We start from the raw sequence: 18,086 nt of genomic DNA, 5'->3' as shown, positions 1-18,086 counted from the left end.
CGTCTGACCACGCTGGTTCTCCGGCAGAAGCAATTTTGCCGGAGGTCAATTATTCATTCGTACACCTCGGAGAACTGACATGAACCGACCGATATGCCTCGGCGACGAAACCACGCACGGTGGGAAAGTCAAGACAGCAAGCGGTGGCTTTGAACTCGAACCCGGCAGGCCTATCGCGCTGCTGCATGACATCGTCACGTGCCGCGAGCATGGGGATAATCCGATCATCGAATGCCGCGACGGCTATGACGAGGACGGCCGCAAATGGGTATTGGATGGCTGCAAAACCCAATGCGGCAGCGTTGTGCGGGCAAGCACAGAAGGGATGGACGTCGAATGAGCGACTGGAAAATACCACTCGTGCATGAACTGGAGCGGGACCGCGCGCCGCCGGCATGGGTTCCGATCGTCATTTTCATCATCGTCATGGTGAGCGGCTTCATCATCACAGTGATGAATTGGCCAACGGGCAAGCCCTCGATGTCGGGTGCGTTCTTCGGTTATGCGCTGGGGGTGCCGCTGCTGGTGGCAGGCGTGCTCTGCGCTCTGGTGTACGTCCCGTGGGAACTAGGGATTGAAAGCATAAGACAATGGAATTACCGGTGCCGTGAACACCACACTGACTGGCGATGCTGGGCGCAGGCGCACGTAGCGATCATCGACAGTGTGGTGCTCACGCCTGAAGTCGATCTGAGCGAGCGCATGCTTGGATTAGACGGCACACCACTCCAGCATGCAGGAGAGGCCATCGCGCTTCAGACAAGCGCAGCCGTCACGGGAATCCCGGTGGCGCGCCCCTCTGCGTGCGCAACCGCTTCGCTACCGATGCTTGAATTCACCTCGGCGCCGAGCGAAGGAACGACGTACCACAGCTCGCCGCGCCCAATGCCGCTCATGACGAAGTGGGTGCCTCGATCAGCACGGCGCGCATCGAGGCAATCTTTGAACGGGTCCTCGCGCCGTTGATGAAGCACCTAAGACGCTTCGACGCCTCGCAGCCCATCGCCGTGATCCTGCAAGCACCGACCGATGGACACCGCGAGACGCTATACGCCGTGTTGAGCAGGCTGAAACTGCCGTGGCTTCATCCGAAGCACGTTATCCATGTTCCACCGGGCACGGAAGCGTCGCTCATCGATGGCTGGCTCAAGCCGGACCGGTATAACAGTTGGACCGGGGAGCGTACACCCGCCTTTGAAGTCGGATTACTTGTCGCCTTGCAGCTTCACGACAAAGACGCAAAACCCTCCTGCACGGAGGCCGCTGTCGCGCTGTTGCTTACCTCGCCGCGCTTTGCCGCCATCAACAAACTTGTACCGCAGGCGCGCCTGTCCGGCCTTGTGCGCATCGCCGATGAGGTTCGTCGGCGCTTGCGTGGCCGCCTGCGCGGTCGAGCCGGCGAAGGGCGTGCCGTCGGGATTGGTGGACGGGAAGGGCGAGATCTTGAGCGGCACGATCTGCGGCTTCCACGGGCCGATGCCGTCCGCATAGGTCTTGATCTGCGCGAGGCCGGCGGGCGTGAGCATCGCGTCGAACCAGCGCGGATCGCCGGCGACGGTCCAGTCGAACGGACGGCTGTCGGTGATTTCGTTGTAGATGACCGCGCCGGTGCGGTAATCGACATCGTAGCCGTCGATCAGCTGCACGATTTTCGTGTTCAGACCGTGCGTGCGCATGTACTGAAGGCTGCCCGGCTCGAAGCTCTGCACGAAGACCGCCGCGTTGCGATCGTTCAGCCCGTTGTCGTTGAGGATCTTGATGAGCGCGTCTTCGAGCGGACGGCTGCCCGCCGCGCCGCAGCCGTTCGCGATCGCCTGCGCGTTGTTCCAGGTCGGATTCTTCGTCTCGGGATAGACGGCGATCGAGCGGCCCGTCGCCGCGCTCTTCGCCTTCGCGATATCGATGATCTGCTGGAACGTGAGAATCGGATATTTGCCGTTGAATTCGGCGGGGCGCTCGTTCGCGGCGTCGTAGGTCGTGCCGCCCAGGAGCGTGCCGAGCTCGACGGCGGTGAAGTCCGTGATCGACCAGTCGCCCGTGTGATCCTCGCCATCGACGATCAGCGATTTGAGAACCGACTTCGGGTCGCTCGGATTCGTCAGGTCGGTCAGATCCGCGCATTATTACGATCGGCGAGTGACGTCTGTATGACTAAGGAAGCAACCCTTTACATCCGGACGCGGCTATCGTCCCCCAATGAAAACGCCGGCTTGCAGACCGGCGTCGTTTGGCACTCCCGCGTGCCGCGTCACTGCTTCATCGGCCCGGACGACTGCGAGCCTTGCGACTGATTCGGCGACATGCCTTGCTCGCGCTGCTGCATCAGCGTTCCGCTGCCCGAACTGCCGGATTGCACGCCGCCTTGCGACGAGTCACCCGCGCGCGGGCTTGGCATCGGCTCGTTTTTGCTCGGCTGCATTTGCTGCTGGCGCTGCATCAACTGTTCGCGCGACATTTCCTGCGACAGCGCGGACGTGCTGGCGATCGCGAGGAGCGCGCCAGCGATTGCGATGGTGGTTCTCATGTTCGTCTCCTTGAGTCGGGCGGCAGGCGCCGCTTACAGTCATGTCAGCATCGAGCGTGCCGCATCGAACTCGAACTTGTCGTTAAAACTCGCACTAAGACTGTGCTTATTAGGACTCTACTTATTTGTTTCTCAATTCGGCCTAAAAAGTCCGAATCCGGATAGCATATTTGACAGGCGACACGAGCGCGGGTCCATTACAATTCGCGATCCAAACGATCTCGAATTGCCGGAAACTGGCTCAATAGACTGGACGCCGCGGAGTATGTCATGTCGATCACACTGAACGATTTACTTGAATGGCGCGATCGCTTGCCCGAGCAATCGGGCGAGGAAGCTCATATGGTGCGCGCACTCATCGCGCGCCGCGAAGCGGAATTGCGCACGCGCATTGCCGATTCGATCGCAATGGCGAGTCAGCGCGAAAACTGGAAACTGCAACGCTGCGCGGCAATTGCGCGGCGCGTGGAGCAAGCGCCGGTCGGGCAGCTCGAATCCGTTTACACATATTTTCAAAATCGAAGCGAAGGACGGCTGGATATCGAAACGCCCGCGATGCTGTCGGAATTTTTCGCGGCCGAACGTATCGAACACAAGGGTCTGCGCGTGTCGGCTCAGGCGCCTGCTGTGGCCCCGCTGCTCGATCATCTGTACGGGAACATGATCAGTCTGGAGTCGAGTGTCGCCAGTACGCCGGGTATGGCATGCGGCATTCAGGGAATCCGGATCATGCGTATGGTTGCGTTGATGTCGAAAGCGCGTTCCGCCCAGATCGCGAAAATGAGAATGACGGGCGCTCAGGCGTATTATCGTCATTCCTGAATTCAATCGTTTTTTTAATTTCCGGAAAAGCGGCGGCTGCATTGGGGTTTTATCGCTTCGTTTGAAACGCCGAATGTCTCGCCTATACTGAATCAACAGCTTATTCGAACAAGTACGTCTCGCCGTCCTTCGTCATGCAGAATAGTCATCGGTGCGCTCAGAAAATTCGAATATCGCTTGCGGTCCCGTTCTTTCCGCCGGACTTACTGCATGACGGCTGGTTCCAAACAGGAACTCGGCCAGGGAGCCATCGTGAAAAACCTGCTGAGCAGAAGAGGTAGCTTGCTCGACAATCCGCCCTCGTTTCTCGTGCGCCAGAAGGCAAACGGTCCAATCCGGATGACCTCGCCTGAAATCGCCGAAGACGTGGCTTTGAACGAAGAAATGTCGAACGCCGCGCCCGTCACGCGCGTGACGCCTTTACGGCCTGCCGCGGTGCCGTCGCAATCCGTGGTTCAGTCCTTGCAGGCCGGCCAGATCGCCGAAGTCGAATGGCTGATTCAGCAAGGCTCACTCTCGACGTTTCGCACGTTTCAGAGCTTCTCCTACCGCGCGAGCCTGTTGTTTTCGGCACGCGAACTGATTTATTACGCGGTGCTGTATCACGAGGACGCGGTGTGGCGCGTCTTGAAGGCGGGCGAAATCAATGCCGCCGAGCCGGCGTTTCGTCATTTCGTCGAGCAGGCGATGCGTCTTGCCGATAACGACATGCGGCGCGCGCATCTCGAAGCGCAAAACGATCAGCTAGCGCGTCTTATCGAAGAATCAGAGGCGCAAGTCGAGCGCGTGCGCACGGATTTGCAGCAGGGCAGCCAGCACGACCAGGAAGTTGCGCTCAAGCAGCAGGAGGTCCGCAAGGAACTGGCGCAACTCGAAGGCCGGCGCGTCGCTGCGCAGGCGCAACTGAACAAGGCGCAGCGTGCACTTCATCAGTTGAACACAACGGTCAACGACAGCGTGCCGCATCTGCCGTCGCTTCGATGAGACGGTACATCCTTTCGTCCGAAGAAAACTTCGCGACTTCGCGTAAAATCGCCCGTTCGAGCAGCTAGTCGAATCGTTCGGCATACTCTGGGCCGAACCTGGCGATATATGTACTGAGCCCGCGTCCGGCGCGGGCCAGACGCTTCATTTCCTCGACGCGCGTGCGACCGGGCACGCGATAGTCATACAAGTATGTCCCGCCGCTCGCGAAGCGAACCTTGATGCCGTCGCGCAGGATGTCGAATGCTTCGACGCCCGAATTGCCGGCTAGATTCTCATAGGGTTGCATAGTGTTTTCAGTCTCGCACGCACGCAAACGATTGCGTCGCCGGGGCGGACCTAAAGTTTCGTCGGCAGGGACCGTTAAGGGTGTCATGGATAAAGATCAATTCCCGTTCCTCGACTCGGACGATCCGCACTTTCAGCACGCGCGCGCGCTGAGCCTCTCGGTCGGTGCGATCCGTCGTGCACAGGGCAAGTGCAATCCGCACGACTTCCCGGTCGGCTCGCTCGAATGGCATTTCGCCATCGAGGACTTCGCAGGCGACGTCCTGCGTGCGCTGATGGGCGAGACCGAAGGCGTCGACATTCAGGTCGGAGAGCGCCCGCTCGACTGACCGCGCGCACGCGCTTTCGCGTCGTTCTGGCCGCCTTCCGGCGGCGATTCCCATTTGTTATAGCTTCACGCCGCCCGATTCGGGTGCGTCCACGCCGCCGGGCGGGATCGCGCCGCTCTGGCTGATGTCGCGCGTGCGATCGTTCGACCAGTACGGCTCGCGGCCGTAGTGCTGATGCACGGTGCTGGCCCAGACGCGGTCCGCCATCGACGGCCACGAATCCTTGTCGAAGCCCGGCGAGTTGCGCACCTGCTCCGCGGTCGCATCGAGGCGAAAGCAGCGGTTGTCGGTGTCGAGCGTGAGCGCGCTCCACGGCACGGCGAGCAGCTTGTCGCCGATGCCGAGAAACCCGCCGCTCGACAGCACCGCATAGGCGATACGCCCGCTCGTCACGTCGAGCATGATCTCCTTGAGCGAGCCGACATCGTGCCCGTCGCTGCTCATCACCGAGTTGCCGTCGAGCGTGCTCGCGGCCATCACGTCGGGTCCGGGGCCCGCGGCCGTCGCCGCACCCTTGCCGACGATCTTCGCGCCGGCCTCAGATGATTCCATCGATTGATCCATGATCCGCTCCTTGCTGACAGGTTGTGTGGAGGCGTCGCCTTTCACGCGTTTTGTTCAGCAACGGACGTACCCATGAGACGTCATGGCCGTCTGATAAGCTCGCAGTTCGTTCAATCTTCTGCCGCCCATGATCGCTTTCGAGGAGTTGCTCGCCGTCGCGTACAAGAAGGAGCGCTTGCAGAGCCGCCGGCTCGCCAGGGGCGCGTCGATTTCCGAGCACGCGGCCCTCGTCAGGACATTGCAAAAGGCTGCGGGCGACCAGTCTTTGCAAGATCTGATCGATGCGCGCCGCGCCGGGCAAGACCGCCATGCAGGTGCGTTGCGCGCAAGAGAGACGCGGCGCGCCGAACGCGTCGACGAGGCGAAGCGGCACAGGCATCGCGTCGAGACAGAAGGGTGGCGCGGCTGGTTCGACGGCTCGGCGCTGCCCAATCCGGGGCGGCTCGGCATCGGCGGCGTGCTGGTCGGGCCGCTCGGCGCGACGGTCGAGATCAGCGCCGCAATGGGCACCGGCGACAGCAGCGCGGCCGAATATCTCGCGCTCATCGCGCTGCTCGAAACGGCGCTGCGCGAAGGCGCCGCCGATATCGTGATTTATGGCGACAGCCGCGTCGTCATCGACGACATGAACGCGCCGCAGAACGCGGGCATCCGTTCACTCGCGCATCACGCCGCGCGCGCCCGCGCGCTCATCGCGCAGATCGGCGATGTGCGGCTGCAGTGGGTGCCGCGTGCGCGCAACGTCCGCGCGGACGAATTGTCCCGCGCGGCGCTCGAGACCACCCGCGCGGCCGCTGAAGCGGCGTGAAGCGGGTACGAGACGCCGTCACTTCAAATCACGGACATCCGCCGTCGGCGTGTCGCCGAACGCATCGCTCAACAGATAATCGACCACCTTGCGCGCCGACGCTTCCGGCGTCGCAAGCTGACCGTCGCGTTTAAGGGCGTCGAAGCGTTCGCGCATCGGAAAATGCGCGAGATCGGCGCCGCGGATTTCCGCCTGCATGTCGGTATCGACGACGCCCGGCGCGACGCTGCAGATGCGCAGCGCGCGGTTGCCGTCGAGCGCGACCGCGCGCGCGTGATGATCGAGCGCCGCTTTGGTCGCGCAGTAGACGCTCCATCCCGGATACGCGTTGCGGGCCGCGCCGCTGGAAATATGGACGATGCGCGTATCCGCCGCCTGCGCGCCCGCCTGAACGACGGCGGCCGCGAGGGCCATCGGCGCGGCCACGTTCACGCTGACCGCGCGCGCGACGGCCGCCGGGTCCTGATCCGCGAGGCTGCCGACCGGCGCGAGCAAGCCCGCGTTGTTGACGAGCACGACGCGCTCCGCTCCCGACAGGAAGCGGGGCAAGGTGTCGCCCGCCAGCCATGCGGCGAGCCGCGTCAGGTCGGCAAGATCGAATTCGACTTCGTGCAGCTTGCCGGTATGGCGCGCGGCGAGCTCGGGATTGCGCGTGCGGGAGATCGCGAGCACGTCCGCGCCTGCTTCGAGCAGCAGGCGGGCGAGTGCGGCGCCGAGCCCGCGAGTGTGACCTGTGAGGATGGCGCGAATCGGGAGAGACATGGGCGTGACCGGGTTGGGTTGGCTGAAGGCGTCTCGATTCTAGCGGCAAGCTCGCGCGCACGCCGGCTACGCTCAAGCGCGTCGATTCGGCAAGCTGAAACGTTTGGCAGACGGTCGTTCGTTGGTTCCGGGACACAGAACGGCGCGGACGCGTTTTTTTGACTGACAAGCCCCGTCACAGAACTGACAATCTTTCCTGAGCCGAGAACTGCCGGAGACTTATATGCCAATCCGCCCGAGAGCGACCCGAACCGCGCCGATGACATCCGAAAGCGCGCGCGTCGCCGGACGCGCGCTCCCGGTGTCGATGACGCTGCTCGCGACGCTCATCGGCATGCCGGCGGCGGCTTACGCGCAAAGTTCAGTGCAACTGTATGGCGAGCTCGACGCCGGTCTCGCCTACGTCAACAATGTGGGCGGGCATTCGCAATATCGCCTGACGACGGGCACGATCGACGGCAGCTACTGGGGCCTGCAAGGGTCCGAGGATCTGGGCGGCGGCGCGCGCGCGATCTTTCGTCTGGAGCGCGGCCTCTCGGTCGCGACGGGCGAGGGCATCAACGATCATCCGATGTATGTCGGCATCGGTAGCGACAAGCTCGGCACCGTCACGTTCGGTCATCAATACGACTCGATCCACGATTATTTCCAGACCTTCACGCTGACCGGCAACACCGGCGGCACGGCCTTCGCGCACGTGCTCGACAACGACAACGCGAACAACTCGTTCCTCGCCGCGAACTCCGTCAAGTACACGAGCGCGACCTATGGCGGCTTCAGCTTCGGCGGCCTCTACGCGTTTTCGAATCAGGCGGGCGCGTTTTCGAACAATCGCGCATACAGCGTCGGGGCGAGCTACTCGGCAGGCTCGTTCAACGCGGGCGCGGCGTATCTGCACAACAACGGCCGCGGCAACACGACGAGCGGCGCCTACGATTCGCTCACGCTGCCCGGCCCGGCGAACACCGTCTTCAACGCGAACGTGCAGCAGCAGAACACGTTCGGCGTCGGCGCGAGCTATGAACTCGGCGAATTCACGCTGAGCGGCGCGTTTTCCCGCGCGATCAACGCAGGCGTGACCGATGCCGATACGGGCGAAGCGATGCCGTCGCTCGCGCTCAACAACTACGAGATCAACGGCATCTACAAGCTCACGCCCGCGATCGTGCTCGCCGGCATGTACGTGTACACCAACGGCGGCGGCGCGCACTGGCACGAGGGCGGGCTACAGGTGGACTATCTGTTGTCCAAGCGCACGGACGTCTATGTCGAGTCGATCTATCAGCGCGCGTCGTCGGGCGCGCCGGCCGTGATCAATACCAACGATCCGTCGAGCGGCCGCAATCAGCTGATGTTGAGCACGGGCATCCGTCATCGCTTCTGACGCTTTTGCCCACACGCGGCGCGTGCTAACTTGACGGTCTCGCTTCAGCCGGTCCGCAGGTGTCCCATGTCGCTCCAGACCTTCTCGCTTTTCCTGCCCGCGTGCTTCGCCATCAATATGGCTTTCGGGCCGAACAACGTGCTGTCGCTATCGAACGGGGCGCGTGAAGGCGTGCGCGCTTCGGTGCTGGCGGCGTTCGGGCGGATCGTCGCGTTCGCGATCATGATCGCCATTGCGGGGCTCGGGCTCGGCGCGTTGCTGCTCGCGTCGCAGACGCTCTTTACCGCGATCAAGTTCGCGGGCGCCGCGTATCTCGTCTGGATCGGCGTGAAGCTGATCCGTTCGGGGCCGTCGCTCGTCGTGAAGGAAGAGGGCGGCGCGCGCGGGCCAGTGAGTCTCGCGCGGCTCACGAAGCAGGAATTCTGGGTCGCGGCCGGTAACCCGAAAGCGATTCTCGTCTTCACGGCCTTCTTCCCGCAATTCGTCGACAGCAGCGCCTATGCGACGAGCTTCGCGATTCTCGGCGCAACGTTCCTGTTGCTCGAACTGGTGGCGATCTTCATCTATGCCGCCCTCGGCGCGCGCCTGGGAACGCTGTCGCGCGGTGCGCGCGGCTTCACCTGGTTCAATCGGGTGAGCGGCGCACTCATGATCGGCTTCGGTGTGATGCTGGCGTTCGTGCGGCGGCCGGCGAGCTGACTCGCGCACGGGCGTAATCGAGATAATCGCAAGGACTATTGCGCTAACGGATAGTCGCCGCATATTTGCGGGCGAGCAAGATAGCGGTTGCTGGTTTGCGATAATCGCGCCTTCGTCGCGCAAAATCGATGTTTCGCTTATTAGTGCATTGAGCGCTTTGAAGCACACCGATTCGCTTATCGCTGTTTGAAGGATCTTCTCCGATGCGTACTCACTCGTCCGGCGGCACGCAGACGCGCTCGTTCACGACCGTCTTCCTGATCGAAATGTGGGAGCGCTTCGGCTATTACGGCATGGCCGCGCTGCTCGTGCTTTTCATGGTCGATCAGATCGGTTTCGCCGACGACCGCGCCAATCTGACCTGGGGCGCTTTCACGGCGCTCGTGTTCTCCGCGCCGTCGATCGGCGGCTGGATCGGCGACAAGGTGCTCGGCGCCCGGCGCACCATGACCGCGGGCGCGATCGTTCTCGCGCTCGGCTATCTGATGCTCGCGCTGCCGGTCAACACGCTCGGCTTCATGTATGCGTCGCTCGGCGTGATCGTCGTCGGCAACGGGCTGTTCAAGTCGAACGCGGCGAATCTCGTGCGCCGCATCTACGAGGGTGACGACGCGCGCATCGACAGCGCGTTCACGATTTACTACATGGCCGTGAACATCGGCTCGACCTTTTCGATGCTCGCGACGCCGTGGATCAAGGACCATTGGGGCTGGCACGCCGCGTTCGCCGTGTGCTGCGGCGGCATGGTGCTCGGCCTGCTGAACTTCGCGGTGATGCGCCGCACGCTCGCGCGCATCGGTTCCGCGCCGGACGATCAGCCGATCCGCTGGAAGGCCGTGATCGCGGTCGCGGCGGGCGGCATTGCACTCGCCGTCGCGACGGTGTTTATTCTGGAGCACAAGGCGGTGGCCGTCGCTTGCGTGTATGCGGCCGGTATCGCGATTCTCGCGATCTTCGGCTACATGCTCAGGAAATGCGATCCGCGCGAGCGCTCGGGCCTCATTGCGGCGCTGATCCTGACGCTTCAGGTCATCCTGTTCTTTGTGTTCTATCAGCAGATGTCGACGTCGCTCACGCTCTTCGCGTTGCGCAACGTCGATCCGTCGTTTTCGGTCGGCGGCGTGGAGTTGTTCACGTGGAGCGCGGCGCAGTTTCAGGCGCTCAACCCGATCTGGATCATGTTGCTGAGCCCGATACTCGCGTTCGTCTATACGCGGCAGGCACGGCGCGGCCGCGACATTCCGGTGGCCGCGAAATATGCGCTGGGCTTTGTCGTCGTGGCGATCGGTTTCTTCGTGTTCAGCGCGAGCGGAAGGTATGCCGTGGACGGGCGCGTGTCGTCGTGGTTCATGGTGGCGGGGTATGGCCTGTATTCCCTTGGCGAGCTGCTCGTGTCGGGTCTCGGTCTCGCGATGATCGCGCGCTATGTGCCCGCCCGCATGAGCGGCTTCATGATGGGCGCGTATTTCGTCGCGACGGGCGTGTCGCAGTATCTCGGCAGCGTCGTCGCCAACTTCGCGCGGATGCCGTCGGGCAACCTCGAAGCGGTTCAATCGCTGCCGCTCTACACGCAACTGTTCTTCGGGCTCGGCTGGCTTGCGACGGGCGGCGCGGTTGTCGCCATCGTGTTGCTGCCGCTGCTTGGAAGGCTGTCGCGGGCGCATCAGCGCGCGGTGGAGGAGGCGCTCAATGCGCCGCCGCCGCTGGGTACAGAAAGCGTTTGACGTTCGGGAATAGTTCAGTCTATAATTCAATTCTTCAGACGCGGGGTGGAGCAGTCTGGCAGCTCGTCGGGCTCATAACCCGAAGGTCGTAGGTTCAAATCCTACCCCCGCAACCAAATCATCAAGCAAAGAGCCCGGTTCAGCCGGGCTCTTTGCTTTTGTGCGTGGGTTTTGCGACGCACTGATCTGGAGCGCGCCATCAAGGGCTCGTCCCTCGCAGACGCCTATTCAGGTGTCCAAAAAATCACACCCCCAACACAAAAAGCCCGCATGAGCTTCCACTCACACAGGCTTCATGCAATCTTGCCAACTATCATCGATGGGGCGCGCAACCGAAAGTGCGCACATCCGCGAGCTTTCGCGCGACCTGCACGCGAAACCGCGACCCGACCGATCTCAGGTTGCGATGCCGATTTCTTTCCGACAAACGAGGGCAGTGCGCCCCGCGTCGATCAATAGAACTTCTTCGGCAGTTGCGCGCGACGGATCTGCTTGCGCAGACGAGCGACAGCAGCAGCTTTCTTGCGCTTGCGCTCGGTGGTCGGCTTCTCATAAGCCATGCGCGACTTGAGTTCTTGAATCAGGCCCGTGCGTTCGACGGTACGGCGAAAACGACGCATGGCGACGTCGAAAGGCTCGTTCTCTTTCAACAGTACTTTAGTCATTGAAATCTCGGTTGATCTGGCCCTGCCAGAATTTAGGGCAAAGCGCAATTGTACACTTTTTGAGAGTCACCCTGCACGCACTTTGTACGGAAGCATGCGCATGCGGACTCGGGAATCACATCGTAGGTCGTTGAATCGAGACGACAATCCCCAAATACCCGCGCCCGCGGGCTCAGAAGCCGCGCGAGCGGGCCGGGCGCACGGGCGGCGAGGCCTCGCGCGTCTCCGGCTGATCGATCGTCACGTCCGAGCGCGCCAGCGCGACGCACGGCAGAATCCACCCCTCCGCTTTTTCCTCGGCGGTGAGCCCCGGCCATTCGACGCGATAGGCGATCTCGCCATCGACCAGCCGGCACATGCAGGCGCGGCACGTGCCGTTGCGGCACGAGCGCGGCAACGACAGCCCCGCGTGCAACGCCGCTTCGAGCAGCGTCGCGCCATCGCTCACCGCGACGAAGTGCCCGGCCGGCTCGATGATCAGCGCGAACGCGCGCGCATCGTCGCTCATGCCTGAACCTTGACGCCCGCGCGGCCGTTGGTGAGATCGCGCAATTCGGCGGCCGCCGGCTCGCGTGCGGCGGCGGCCATCCGCGCGACGAGGCGCACGGTCATCCCGTATTCGCTTTGCACGAGTTCGGCATCGTGCTGCTCGATCCATCGGCGCACGCGCGCTTCGTCGGCGTAGTCGATTTCGATGCTGATGAGCCCGCGCTCGATACGCTCGACGCGTTCGGCCCGCTGCATCGCGCTCGCGATCGCGTCGGTGTAGGCGCGCACGAGGCCGCCCGCGCCCAGCTTGATCCCGCCATAGTAGCGCACGACCGCGGCCAGCACGCCATCGACTTCGTGATGCCGCAGCACTTCGAGAATCGGCCGCCCGGCGGTGCCGGAAGGCTCGCCGTCGTCGGACATGCCCGACTGCCCGCCCGCGAGCATCGCCCAGCAGACGTGCGTCGCGGCCGGATGCTCGGCGCGCAGGCGTTCGAGCTCGCGCATGGCTTCATCGCGATTGGCGACGGGAATCGCGTGCGCGATGAACCGGCTCTTGCGAATGTCGATTTCAGCGCTGACGGAGGCGGCGAGAGTATAGGTCGGCAAGGCTGGGACCGCGTGGTATGCAAATATCGAATCTTATCGAACGCGCGTCAGGACGCACCGAGCGCGCGCTGCATCAGCACGGAATCGACCCATCGTCCATGCTTGAAGCCGACGCGGCGCAGCACGCCGACATGCTCGAAGCCGAGCCGCGCATGCAGCGCGATCGATGCGGCGTTGCCACTGTTGCCGATCACGGCGATCATCTGCCGCCACGGGCCGCGCTCGCATCGTTCGATGAGCGATTGCATCAGCGCGAGGCCGATGCCGCGCCCGCCGTGGCCATCGGCGACATAAACCGAATCCTCGATCGTATGCCGGTAAGCCGAGCGCGGCCGGTACGCCGACGCATACGCGTAGCCCGCCACCGCGCCGTCGAGTTCGGCGACGAGATACGGCAAGCCCGCCGCGGCGATCGCCGCATGCCGCGCGCGCATGTCGTCGGCGGAAGGCGCGGTCTCCTCGAAGGTCGCGAGCGCGTGCTCGACGTAATGCGAATAGATGCGCGCGATAGCGTCGAAGTCGCCGGAAGCGGCGTCGCGAACGAGAAGGCGAGGGCGATCGTGTGAAGCCATGTCTGTCATGCGGCGGGAGGTAAACGCGGTTTCTGGTCTGGCAATTTTCGCACGGTGCGCGAACGGCAAAAAAAGCTTCGGCGGGCCGTGCGGAAACCCACCAACGCGCCTAGCTTTCGGGCAAAGAAAACGTTGAATCGGGCGATGTGCGGCCCCTACACTAAGTCGTTTGTCCGAGACTGCGCGAGGGGCGGCGCGAACGAGGCCGACGGCGTCGGGCAGGAAACGAAAAAACGTGCGCGCGACATGCCTCGCGCCGCGGTCCATAACAGGCAATGAACAATATTCAACGTGGCGCGCTGGCGGCGCTTCTGATCGTCATCGTTTTGATTGCGGCGCTCGCGCCGGCGGGGATCGGCTTTTTGTTCGCACAGCGCAGCCAGCGGCACGAGGAGAGCGAACGCCTCAACACGGTCGCGAATGCCGCGCTCAATCGCGCCGAAGACGTGACGCGACGCCTGTCCGGGGCGCTCTGGGAAATCGGCAAGGTGGCGGCCGCGCCGTGTTCGCCGCCGTATCTCGATGCGCTGCGGCGCATCGCGCTTACGCACGAACAGGTGCGCGATGCCGGCGCTTACGATCGCGACGGCCGCTGGCAATGTTCGTCGCTGCTCGGCGCGGTGTCGGCGGGCACGCTCGACGGCCTTACGCTGCCCGCGCCCGACTGGCGCTCGCGTGACGGCGTGATGGCCTGGTACGGCCTCGCGCGTCTGCCCGGCGGCAAGACCTCGCTCGTGATGGGCCGCGATGGCTTCTACGTCGCCGCCGACCCATCGCTTTACGTCGACAGTCTCGAATCGCTCGGCGATCCCGCGAGCGGCGTCGGCGTCATCAACACCGAAGTGAGCCGCGTGATCGCGACCACGCCCGCCACCGACGCCGCCGCGATTCTCGCGGTGTATCGCACCGCGCGGCGGCCCGCCGCCGCGCCCGCATGCGACTGTCAGCCGTACGTCGTGCGGCGTTCCGCGTCGATGCCGCTCGCGGTCGTGGTGAGTGCGCCGCAGCAGAGCTTGCGCCAGCGTGCCCGCGCGCTGCCCTGGGGCTGGCTGCTCGGCGGCCTTGCGGCGGGACTGCTGGTCGCGGGCTGGGCGGCGTTTTTCATCGTGCGCAGGCTGTCGCCGCGCGGCCAGTTGAGCGATGCCGTGCGGCGGCATCAGTTCATCGTCGCGTATCAGCCGATCGTCGATCTCGGCACGCGGCGCTGCGTCGGCGCCGAAGCGCTCGTGCGCTGGAAATACCACGACCGCATCGTGCGGCCCGATCATTTCATTCCGCTCGCGGAGCATCGCGGGCTGATCCAGGCGATCACCGATCAGGTGCTCGACACGATCCTGCTCGAACTCGGCGAGTTTCTTAAGCGCTACCCGGAGTACTACGTGTCGGTGAATCTCTCCGCGCCGGATCTCACCACGCGGCGCTTTCTGGACGTGCTCGGCCCCGCCATCGCGCGACAGGGCGTGCGGCCGCAGCAGATCCGCATCGAGGCGACCGAGCGCAGCTTTCTCGACGCCGATGCCGCCAAGGAAGTGATCAGCGCGTTCCGGGACGCGGGCCACGCCGTCTATCTCGACGATTTCGGCACCGGCTATTCGAGCCTCTCGCATCTGCAGACGTTTCGCATCGACGGGCTGAAGATCGACAAGTCTTTCGTCGATACGATCGGGCAGGACGCGGCGTCGTCGAGCGTGGCGTCGCATATCATCGATATGGCCGCGACGCTCGACGTGCAGGTGATCGCCGAGGGCATCGAGCGCGAGGAGCAGGCGGTGTATCTGCATGCGCGCGGCGCGCGCTTCGGGCAGGGCTGGCTCTTCTCGCCGCCGCTTTCCGCGGCGGAATTCATCCGCTATGCAGGCAAGACGCGCGGCGCTTGATCGAGACTGAATCGTCCTTATTTAGGATGTTTCCAGACGAGGCCCCACCATGAACGATCAGACAGCCACCGCTTTTCTGCGCGACGTGCGGCATCCGCTGCTCGCGCTTCATCGCAGCGTGCTCGCGCATCTGCGCGCGCGCCACGAGGCCGAGTTCGGGCCGGTTTCGCCGGGCGAATTCCTGCAGATCGTGATCAACGGCTCGGCGTATCGCTGGCTCACGCCGCTCTCGACCCTGATCGCCGCCCTCGACGATGTCCTCGACGACGACGAAGCCACCGCCGAGGCGCGCATCGGGCACGCGAAGGCCGTCGCCGGCATGTTCAGCGCCGGCACGCGCGATCCCGTTTTCGCGGAGCAATTCCTGCCCTTGCTGCAGGACAGCCCCGACATCGCGGTCGCGAACGGGCAGGTTGCGCAGCTCGTGCGGTCTATCGAAAAAGCGACCTGAAAAGCGCAATTTCCGCACGCCGCGCGCGTGCGGGTTTTCCAGCCTGTCCCGTGCGCGGCGCGTTGCGCGGCGGGCGCCGGACCGCGGCGCGGCTCGCTTCGCCGCCGTGCTGCAATGCAACAAGAACGCGCCCTCGCAATTGAGCGTTTGATTTTCGCTTGCGAGTATCGCCGCCAATCGACGGAGCGGCGTTCACATTCAGTCACGCGCGCTCCGCTTCTTTCCACGAAAGACGATGGAGGCGCCTCTTGTTCCTATACGGCTTCGGTCCGCTCCTTTGGGCGGGCGCCAAAGAGACGCTCGCGCTCGCGGTGCTGTCTCTCGCGGTCTCGGTGCTGCTCGGCCTCGCGGGGGCATCCGCGAAACTGTCGCGTCATGCGCCGCTGCGCGGCATCGCCACCGCTTACACGACGCTCATCCGCTCGGTGCCCGATCTCGTCCTGATGCTGCTGCTTTTCTACAGCATCCAGATCACGGTGAATCATCTCACCGATGCGTTCGGCTGGAATCAGTTCGACATCGATCCCTTCACCGCCGGCGTGCTCACGCTCGGTTTCATCTACGGCGCGTATTTCACCGAGACGTTCCGCGGCGCGTTTCTGGCGGTGCCGCGCGGCCAGCTCGAAGCGGGCAGCGCTTACGGCATGAGCGGCATGCGCGTGTTCGGCCGCATTCTCTTTCCGCAGATGATGCGTTTCGCGCTGCCGGGCATCGGCAATAACTGGCAGGTGCTCGTGAAGGCGACGGCGCTGGTGTCGATCATCGGTCTCGCCGATGTCGTGAAGGCCGCGCAGGACGCGGGCAAGAGCACCTTCAACATGTTCTTCTTCATTCTGATCGCGGCGCTGATCTATCTCGCGATCACGAGCGCATCGAACCTCGTGCTGATGGCGCTCGAACGGCGCTATTCGATCGGCGTGCGGCATGCCGAACTCTGACCCACGCTAAACGAGACAAGCCATGATCCAGATCCTTGCCGAATACTGGCGCCCGTTTCTCTATTCCGACGGCATGCGCGCCTCGGGCCTCGTCGTCACGCTGTGGCTGCTCGTGGTGTCGATCGCGCTCGGCTTCTGCGCGGCGGTGCCGCTCGCCTGCGCGCGGGTATCGAAAAACCGCTGGCTCTCGACGCCCGTGCGCCTCTACACCTACGTGTTTCGCGGCACGCCGCTCTACGTGCAACTGCTCCTGCTCTACACGGGCATGTACAGCCTCGAATTCGTGCGCACGCAGTCGCTGCTCGAAGCGTTCTTCAAGAGCGGCTTCAACTGCGCGATTCTCGCGTTCGCATTGAACACCTGCGCCTACACGACGGAAATCTTCGCGGGCGCGATCCGCGGGATTTCGCACGGCGAAGTGGAGGCCGCGCGCGCCTATGGCATGAGCACCTTCACCATGTACCGCCGCGTGATCCTGCCGTCCGCGCTGCGCCGCGCCTTGCCTTTGTACAGCAACGAAGTGATCCTGATGCTGCACGCGACGACCGTGGCCTTCACCGCGACCGTGCCGGACATCCTGAAGGTGGCGCGCGACGCCAATTCGGCGACCTATCAGTCGTTCGAATCGTTCGGCATCGCGGCGCTTCTGTATATCGCGATTTCGTTTGCGCTGGTCGCGGCGTTCCGGCGCGCCGAGCAGCGCTGGCTCGCGTACTTGCGGCCGGCCGGCGCGGCCCGCCGCGTCTGAGAGTTAGAATTCGAAGCCATGCACCACACCCTGTCATCACCCGAGGAGAAAGCGTTGGAGCCAACCGCCAAAGACGTCGCGATCAAGCTCGTCGCCGAGGACATTCACAAGCGCTACGGTGACAACGAAGTGTTGAAGGGCGTCTCGCTCGCGGCCAAAGCGGGCGATGTCATCAGCATCATCGGTGCGAGCGGCTCGGGCAAGAGCACGTTCTTGCGCTGCATCAACTTTCTGGAGCGGCCGAACGCGGGGCAGATCATCGTCGATGGCGAAGCCGTGCGCACGAAAGCCGACAAGTCGGGCAATCTCGAAGTCGCCGATCACAAGCAGTTGCAGCGCGTGCGCACCAAGCTCGCGATGGTCTTTCAGCATTTCAATCTGTGGTCGCACATGACCGCCATCGAGAACGTGATGGAAGCGCCCATTCACGTGCTCGGCGTGTCGAAGAAGGAAGCGGAAGAGCGCGCGCGCGAGTATCTGGAGAAAGTGGGCCTGCCGCCGCGCGTGGAGAAGCAGTATCCGTCGCATCTGTCGGGCGGGCAGCAGCAGCGCGTCGCGATTGCGCGGGCGCTTGCGATGCATCCCGATGTCATGCTCTTCGACGAACCCACGTCCGCGCTCGATCCCGAACTCGTCGGCGAAGTGCTGAAGGTGATGCAGCGTCTTGCCGAGGAAGGACGCACGATGATCGTCGTCACGCACGAAATGGGTTTCGCGCGCAATGTGTCGAATCACGTGATGTTCCTGCATCAGGGCCGCACGGAAGAAGAGGGCGCGCCGTCCGACGTGCTCACCACGCCGAAGAGCGAGCGCCTGCGTCAGTTCCTTTCGGGCAGTCTCAAGTAACGT

23 protein-coding genes and 1 tRNA gene are annotated in these 18,086 nt (G+C 63.7%); 15 read left to right on the top strand and 9 right to left on the bottom strand.

All coding sequences use genetic code 11. The annotated features are described in order from the left end of the window. The first annotated feature begins 79 nt into the window (after positions 1-79). A complete protein-coding gene (locus LY284_RS07210) occupies positions 80-340 on the top strand; it encodes a PAAR domain-containing protein (protein WP_041730282.1) in 261 nt (86 codons plus the stop codon). Next, positions 337-966 carry a hypothetical protein gene (locus tag LY284_RS07205; RefSeq protein ID WP_233385421.1) on the top strand — a complete coding sequence of 210 codons (630 nt, stop codon included), beginning with the start codon at positions 337-339 and terminating at the stop codon, positions 964-966. The genes LY284_RS07210 and LY284_RS07205 overlap by 4 nt, the downstream gene beginning before the upstream one ends. Positions 967-1,205: 239 nt before the next feature. Here the strand turns inward: LY284_RS07205 and LY284_RS39190 are convergent, their stop codons facing one another. Next, positions 1,206-1,709, bottom strand: coding sequence for a hypothetical protein (locus LY284_RS39190; RefSeq protein ID WP_375294238.1), 504 nt, complete (start codon positions 1,707-1,709; stop codon positions 1,206-1,208). A gap of 539 nt (positions 1,710-2,248) precedes the next feature. Next, complete coding sequence (locus tag LY284_RS07195) at positions 2,249-2,524, bottom strand: hypothetical protein (protein WP_045450438.1); 276 nt, start codon at positions 2,522-2,524, stop codon at positions 2,249-2,251. A gap of 378 nt (positions 2,525-2,902) precedes the next feature. Here LY284_RS07195 and LY284_RS07190 point away from each other — a divergent pair, with 378 nt between their 5' ends. Beyond that, complete coding sequence (locus tag LY284_RS07190) at positions 2,903-3,346, top strand: hypothetical protein (RefSeq protein WP_231927714.1); 444 nt, start codon at positions 2,903-2,905, stop codon at positions 3,344-3,346. Positions 3,347-3,556: 210 nt separating this feature from the next. After that, complete coding sequence (locus tag LY284_RS07185; RefSeq protein ID WP_231927715.1) at positions 3,557-4,330, top strand: DUF2968 domain-containing protein; 774 nt, start codon at positions 3,557-3,559, stop codon at positions 4,328-4,330. Positions 4,331-4,394: 64 nt separating this feature from the next. Here the strand turns inward: LY284_RS07185 and LY284_RS07180 are convergent, their stop codons facing one another. Then, positions 4,395-4,619, bottom strand: coding sequence for a hypothetical protein (locus LY284_RS07180; protein WP_014191016.1), 225 nt, complete (start codon positions 4,617-4,619; stop codon positions 4,395-4,397). A gap of 85 nt (positions 4,620-4,704) precedes the next feature. On the opposite strand from LY284_RS07180, the gene LY284_RS07175 reads away from it, so the two are divergent. Then, entirely contained in the window at positions 4,705-4,947 is a 243-nt protein-coding gene (locus tag LY284_RS07175; RefSeq protein WP_014191017.1) for a hypothetical protein, read from the top strand. Positions 4,948-5,004: 57 nt separating this feature from the next. On the opposite strand, the gene LY284_RS07170 is transcribed toward LY284_RS07175, so the two are convergent. After that, complete coding sequence (locus LY284_RS07170) at positions 5,005-5,511, bottom strand: PRC-barrel domain-containing protein (RefSeq protein WP_014191018.1); 507 nt, start codon at positions 5,509-5,511, stop codon at positions 5,005-5,007. A 127-nt stretch (positions 5,512-5,638) separates the two neighbouring features. On the opposite strand from LY284_RS07170, the gene LY284_RS07165 reads away from it, so the two are divergent. Continuing rightward, positions 5,639-6,319: a ribonuclease HI family protein gene (locus tag LY284_RS07165; protein ID WP_045450439.1), complete on the top strand. Its 681-nt coding sequence runs from the start codon at positions 5,639-5,641 to the stop codon at positions 6,317-6,319. An 18-nt stretch (positions 6,320-6,337) separates the two neighbouring features. On the opposite strand, the gene LY284_RS07160 is transcribed toward LY284_RS07165, so the two are convergent. After that, entirely contained in the window at positions 6,338-7,081 is a 744-nt protein-coding gene (locus tag LY284_RS07160; protein ID WP_014191020.1) for an SDR family oxidoreductase, read from the bottom strand. Between the two features lie 259 nt (positions 7,082-7,340). On the opposite strand from LY284_RS07160, the gene LY284_RS07155 reads away from it, so the two are divergent. From LY284_RS07155 to LY284_RS07140, 4 genes are all read left to right on the top strand, one after another. Beyond that, a complete protein-coding gene (locus tag LY284_RS07155; RefSeq protein WP_014191021.1) occupies positions 7,341-8,465 on the top strand; it encodes a porin in 1,125 nt (374 codons plus the stop codon). A gap of 66 nt (positions 8,466-8,531) precedes the next feature. Next, on the top strand, positions 8,532-9,164 hold the full coding sequence (locus LY284_RS07150) for a LysE family translocator (protein ID WP_014191022.1): 633 nt from the start codon (positions 8,532-8,534) through the stop codon (positions 9,162-9,164). 203 nt (positions 9,165-9,367) lie between these two features. Continuing rightward, positions 9,368-10,888 (top strand): peptide MFS transporter, encoded by a 1,521-nt coding sequence (locus LY284_RS07145; RefSeq protein ID WP_045450440.1) that lies wholly within the window; start codon positions 9,368-9,370, stop codon positions 10,886-10,888. Between the two features lie 39 nt (positions 10,889-10,927). Further along, positions 10,928-11,004: transfer RNA gene (locus tag LY284_RS07140), tRNA-Met, on the top strand. A 336-nt stretch (positions 11,005-11,340) separates the two neighbouring features. Here LY284_RS07140 and rpsU read toward each other — a convergent pair. The 4 genes from rpsU to LY284_RS07120 form a co-directional block, all read right to left on the bottom strand. Beyond that, positions 11,341-11,553, bottom strand: coding sequence for a 30S ribosomal protein S21 (rpsU, locus tag LY284_RS07135; protein WP_006999077.1), 213 nt, complete (start codon positions 11,551-11,553; stop codon positions 11,341-11,343). 172 nt (positions 11,554-11,725) lie between these two features. After that, complete coding sequence (locus LY284_RS07130; RefSeq protein ID WP_014191024.1) at positions 11,726-12,061, bottom strand: 2Fe-2S iron-sulfur cluster-binding protein; 336 nt, start codon at positions 12,059-12,061, stop codon at positions 11,726-11,728. Then, positions 12,058-12,651, bottom strand: coding sequence for a YigZ family protein (locus LY284_RS07125; protein ID WP_014191025.1), 594 nt, complete (start codon positions 12,649-12,651; stop codon positions 12,058-12,060). Before LY284_RS07125 ends, LY284_RS07130 begins: the two co-directional genes overlap by 4 nt. Positions 12,652-12,698: 47 nt before the next feature. Next, positions 12,699-13,232: a GNAT family N-acetyltransferase gene (locus tag LY284_RS07120; protein ID WP_014191026.1), complete on the bottom strand. Its 534-nt coding sequence runs from the start codon at positions 13,230-13,232 to the stop codon at positions 12,699-12,701. A gap of 266 nt (positions 13,233-13,498) precedes the next feature. On the opposite strand from LY284_RS07120, the gene LY284_RS07115 reads away from it, so the two are divergent. The 5 genes from LY284_RS07115 to LY284_RS07095 all read left to right on the top strand — a co-directional run bounded on the left by LY284_RS07115 (position 13,499) and on the right by LY284_RS07095 (position 18,083). Continuing rightward, positions 13,499-15,100, top strand: coding sequence for an EAL domain-containing protein (locus LY284_RS07115; protein WP_041730290.1), 1,602 nt, complete (start codon positions 13,499-13,501; stop codon positions 15,098-15,100). A gap of 49 nt (positions 15,101-15,149) precedes the next feature. Beyond that, complete coding sequence (locus LY284_RS07110; RefSeq protein WP_014191028.1) at positions 15,150-15,551, top strand: hypothetical protein; 402 nt, start codon at positions 15,150-15,152, stop codon at positions 15,549-15,551. Positions 15,552-15,799: 248 nt separating this feature from the next. Beyond that, positions 15,800-16,489 (top strand): ABC transporter permease, encoded by a 690-nt coding sequence (locus LY284_RS07105; protein ID WP_014191029.1) that lies wholly within the window; start codon positions 15,800-15,802, stop codon positions 16,487-16,489. A gap of 22 nt (positions 16,490-16,511) precedes the next feature. Further along, entirely contained in the window at positions 16,512-17,237 is a 726-nt protein-coding gene (locus LY284_RS07100; RefSeq protein WP_014191030.1) for an ABC transporter permease, read from the top strand. An 18-nt stretch (positions 17,238-17,255) separates the two neighbouring features. Next, a complete protein-coding gene (locus LY284_RS07095) occupies positions 17,256-18,083 on the top strand; it encodes an ABC transporter ATP-binding protein (protein WP_045450441.1) in 828 nt (275 codons plus the stop codon). The last annotated feature ends 3 nt before the right edge of the window (positions 18,084-18,086 follow it).

Origin of the sequence: Caballeronia sp. PC1 (assembly GCF_021353155.1) — a bacterium.
In the GTDB taxonomy this organism is placed as follows: Bacteria; Pseudomonadota; Gammaproteobacteria; order Burkholderiales; family Burkholderiaceae; genus Caballeronia; species Caballeronia cordobensis.
Note: the sequence above shows the minus strand (reverse complement) of the source record. Positions and strands in the feature narration are given on the sequence as shown.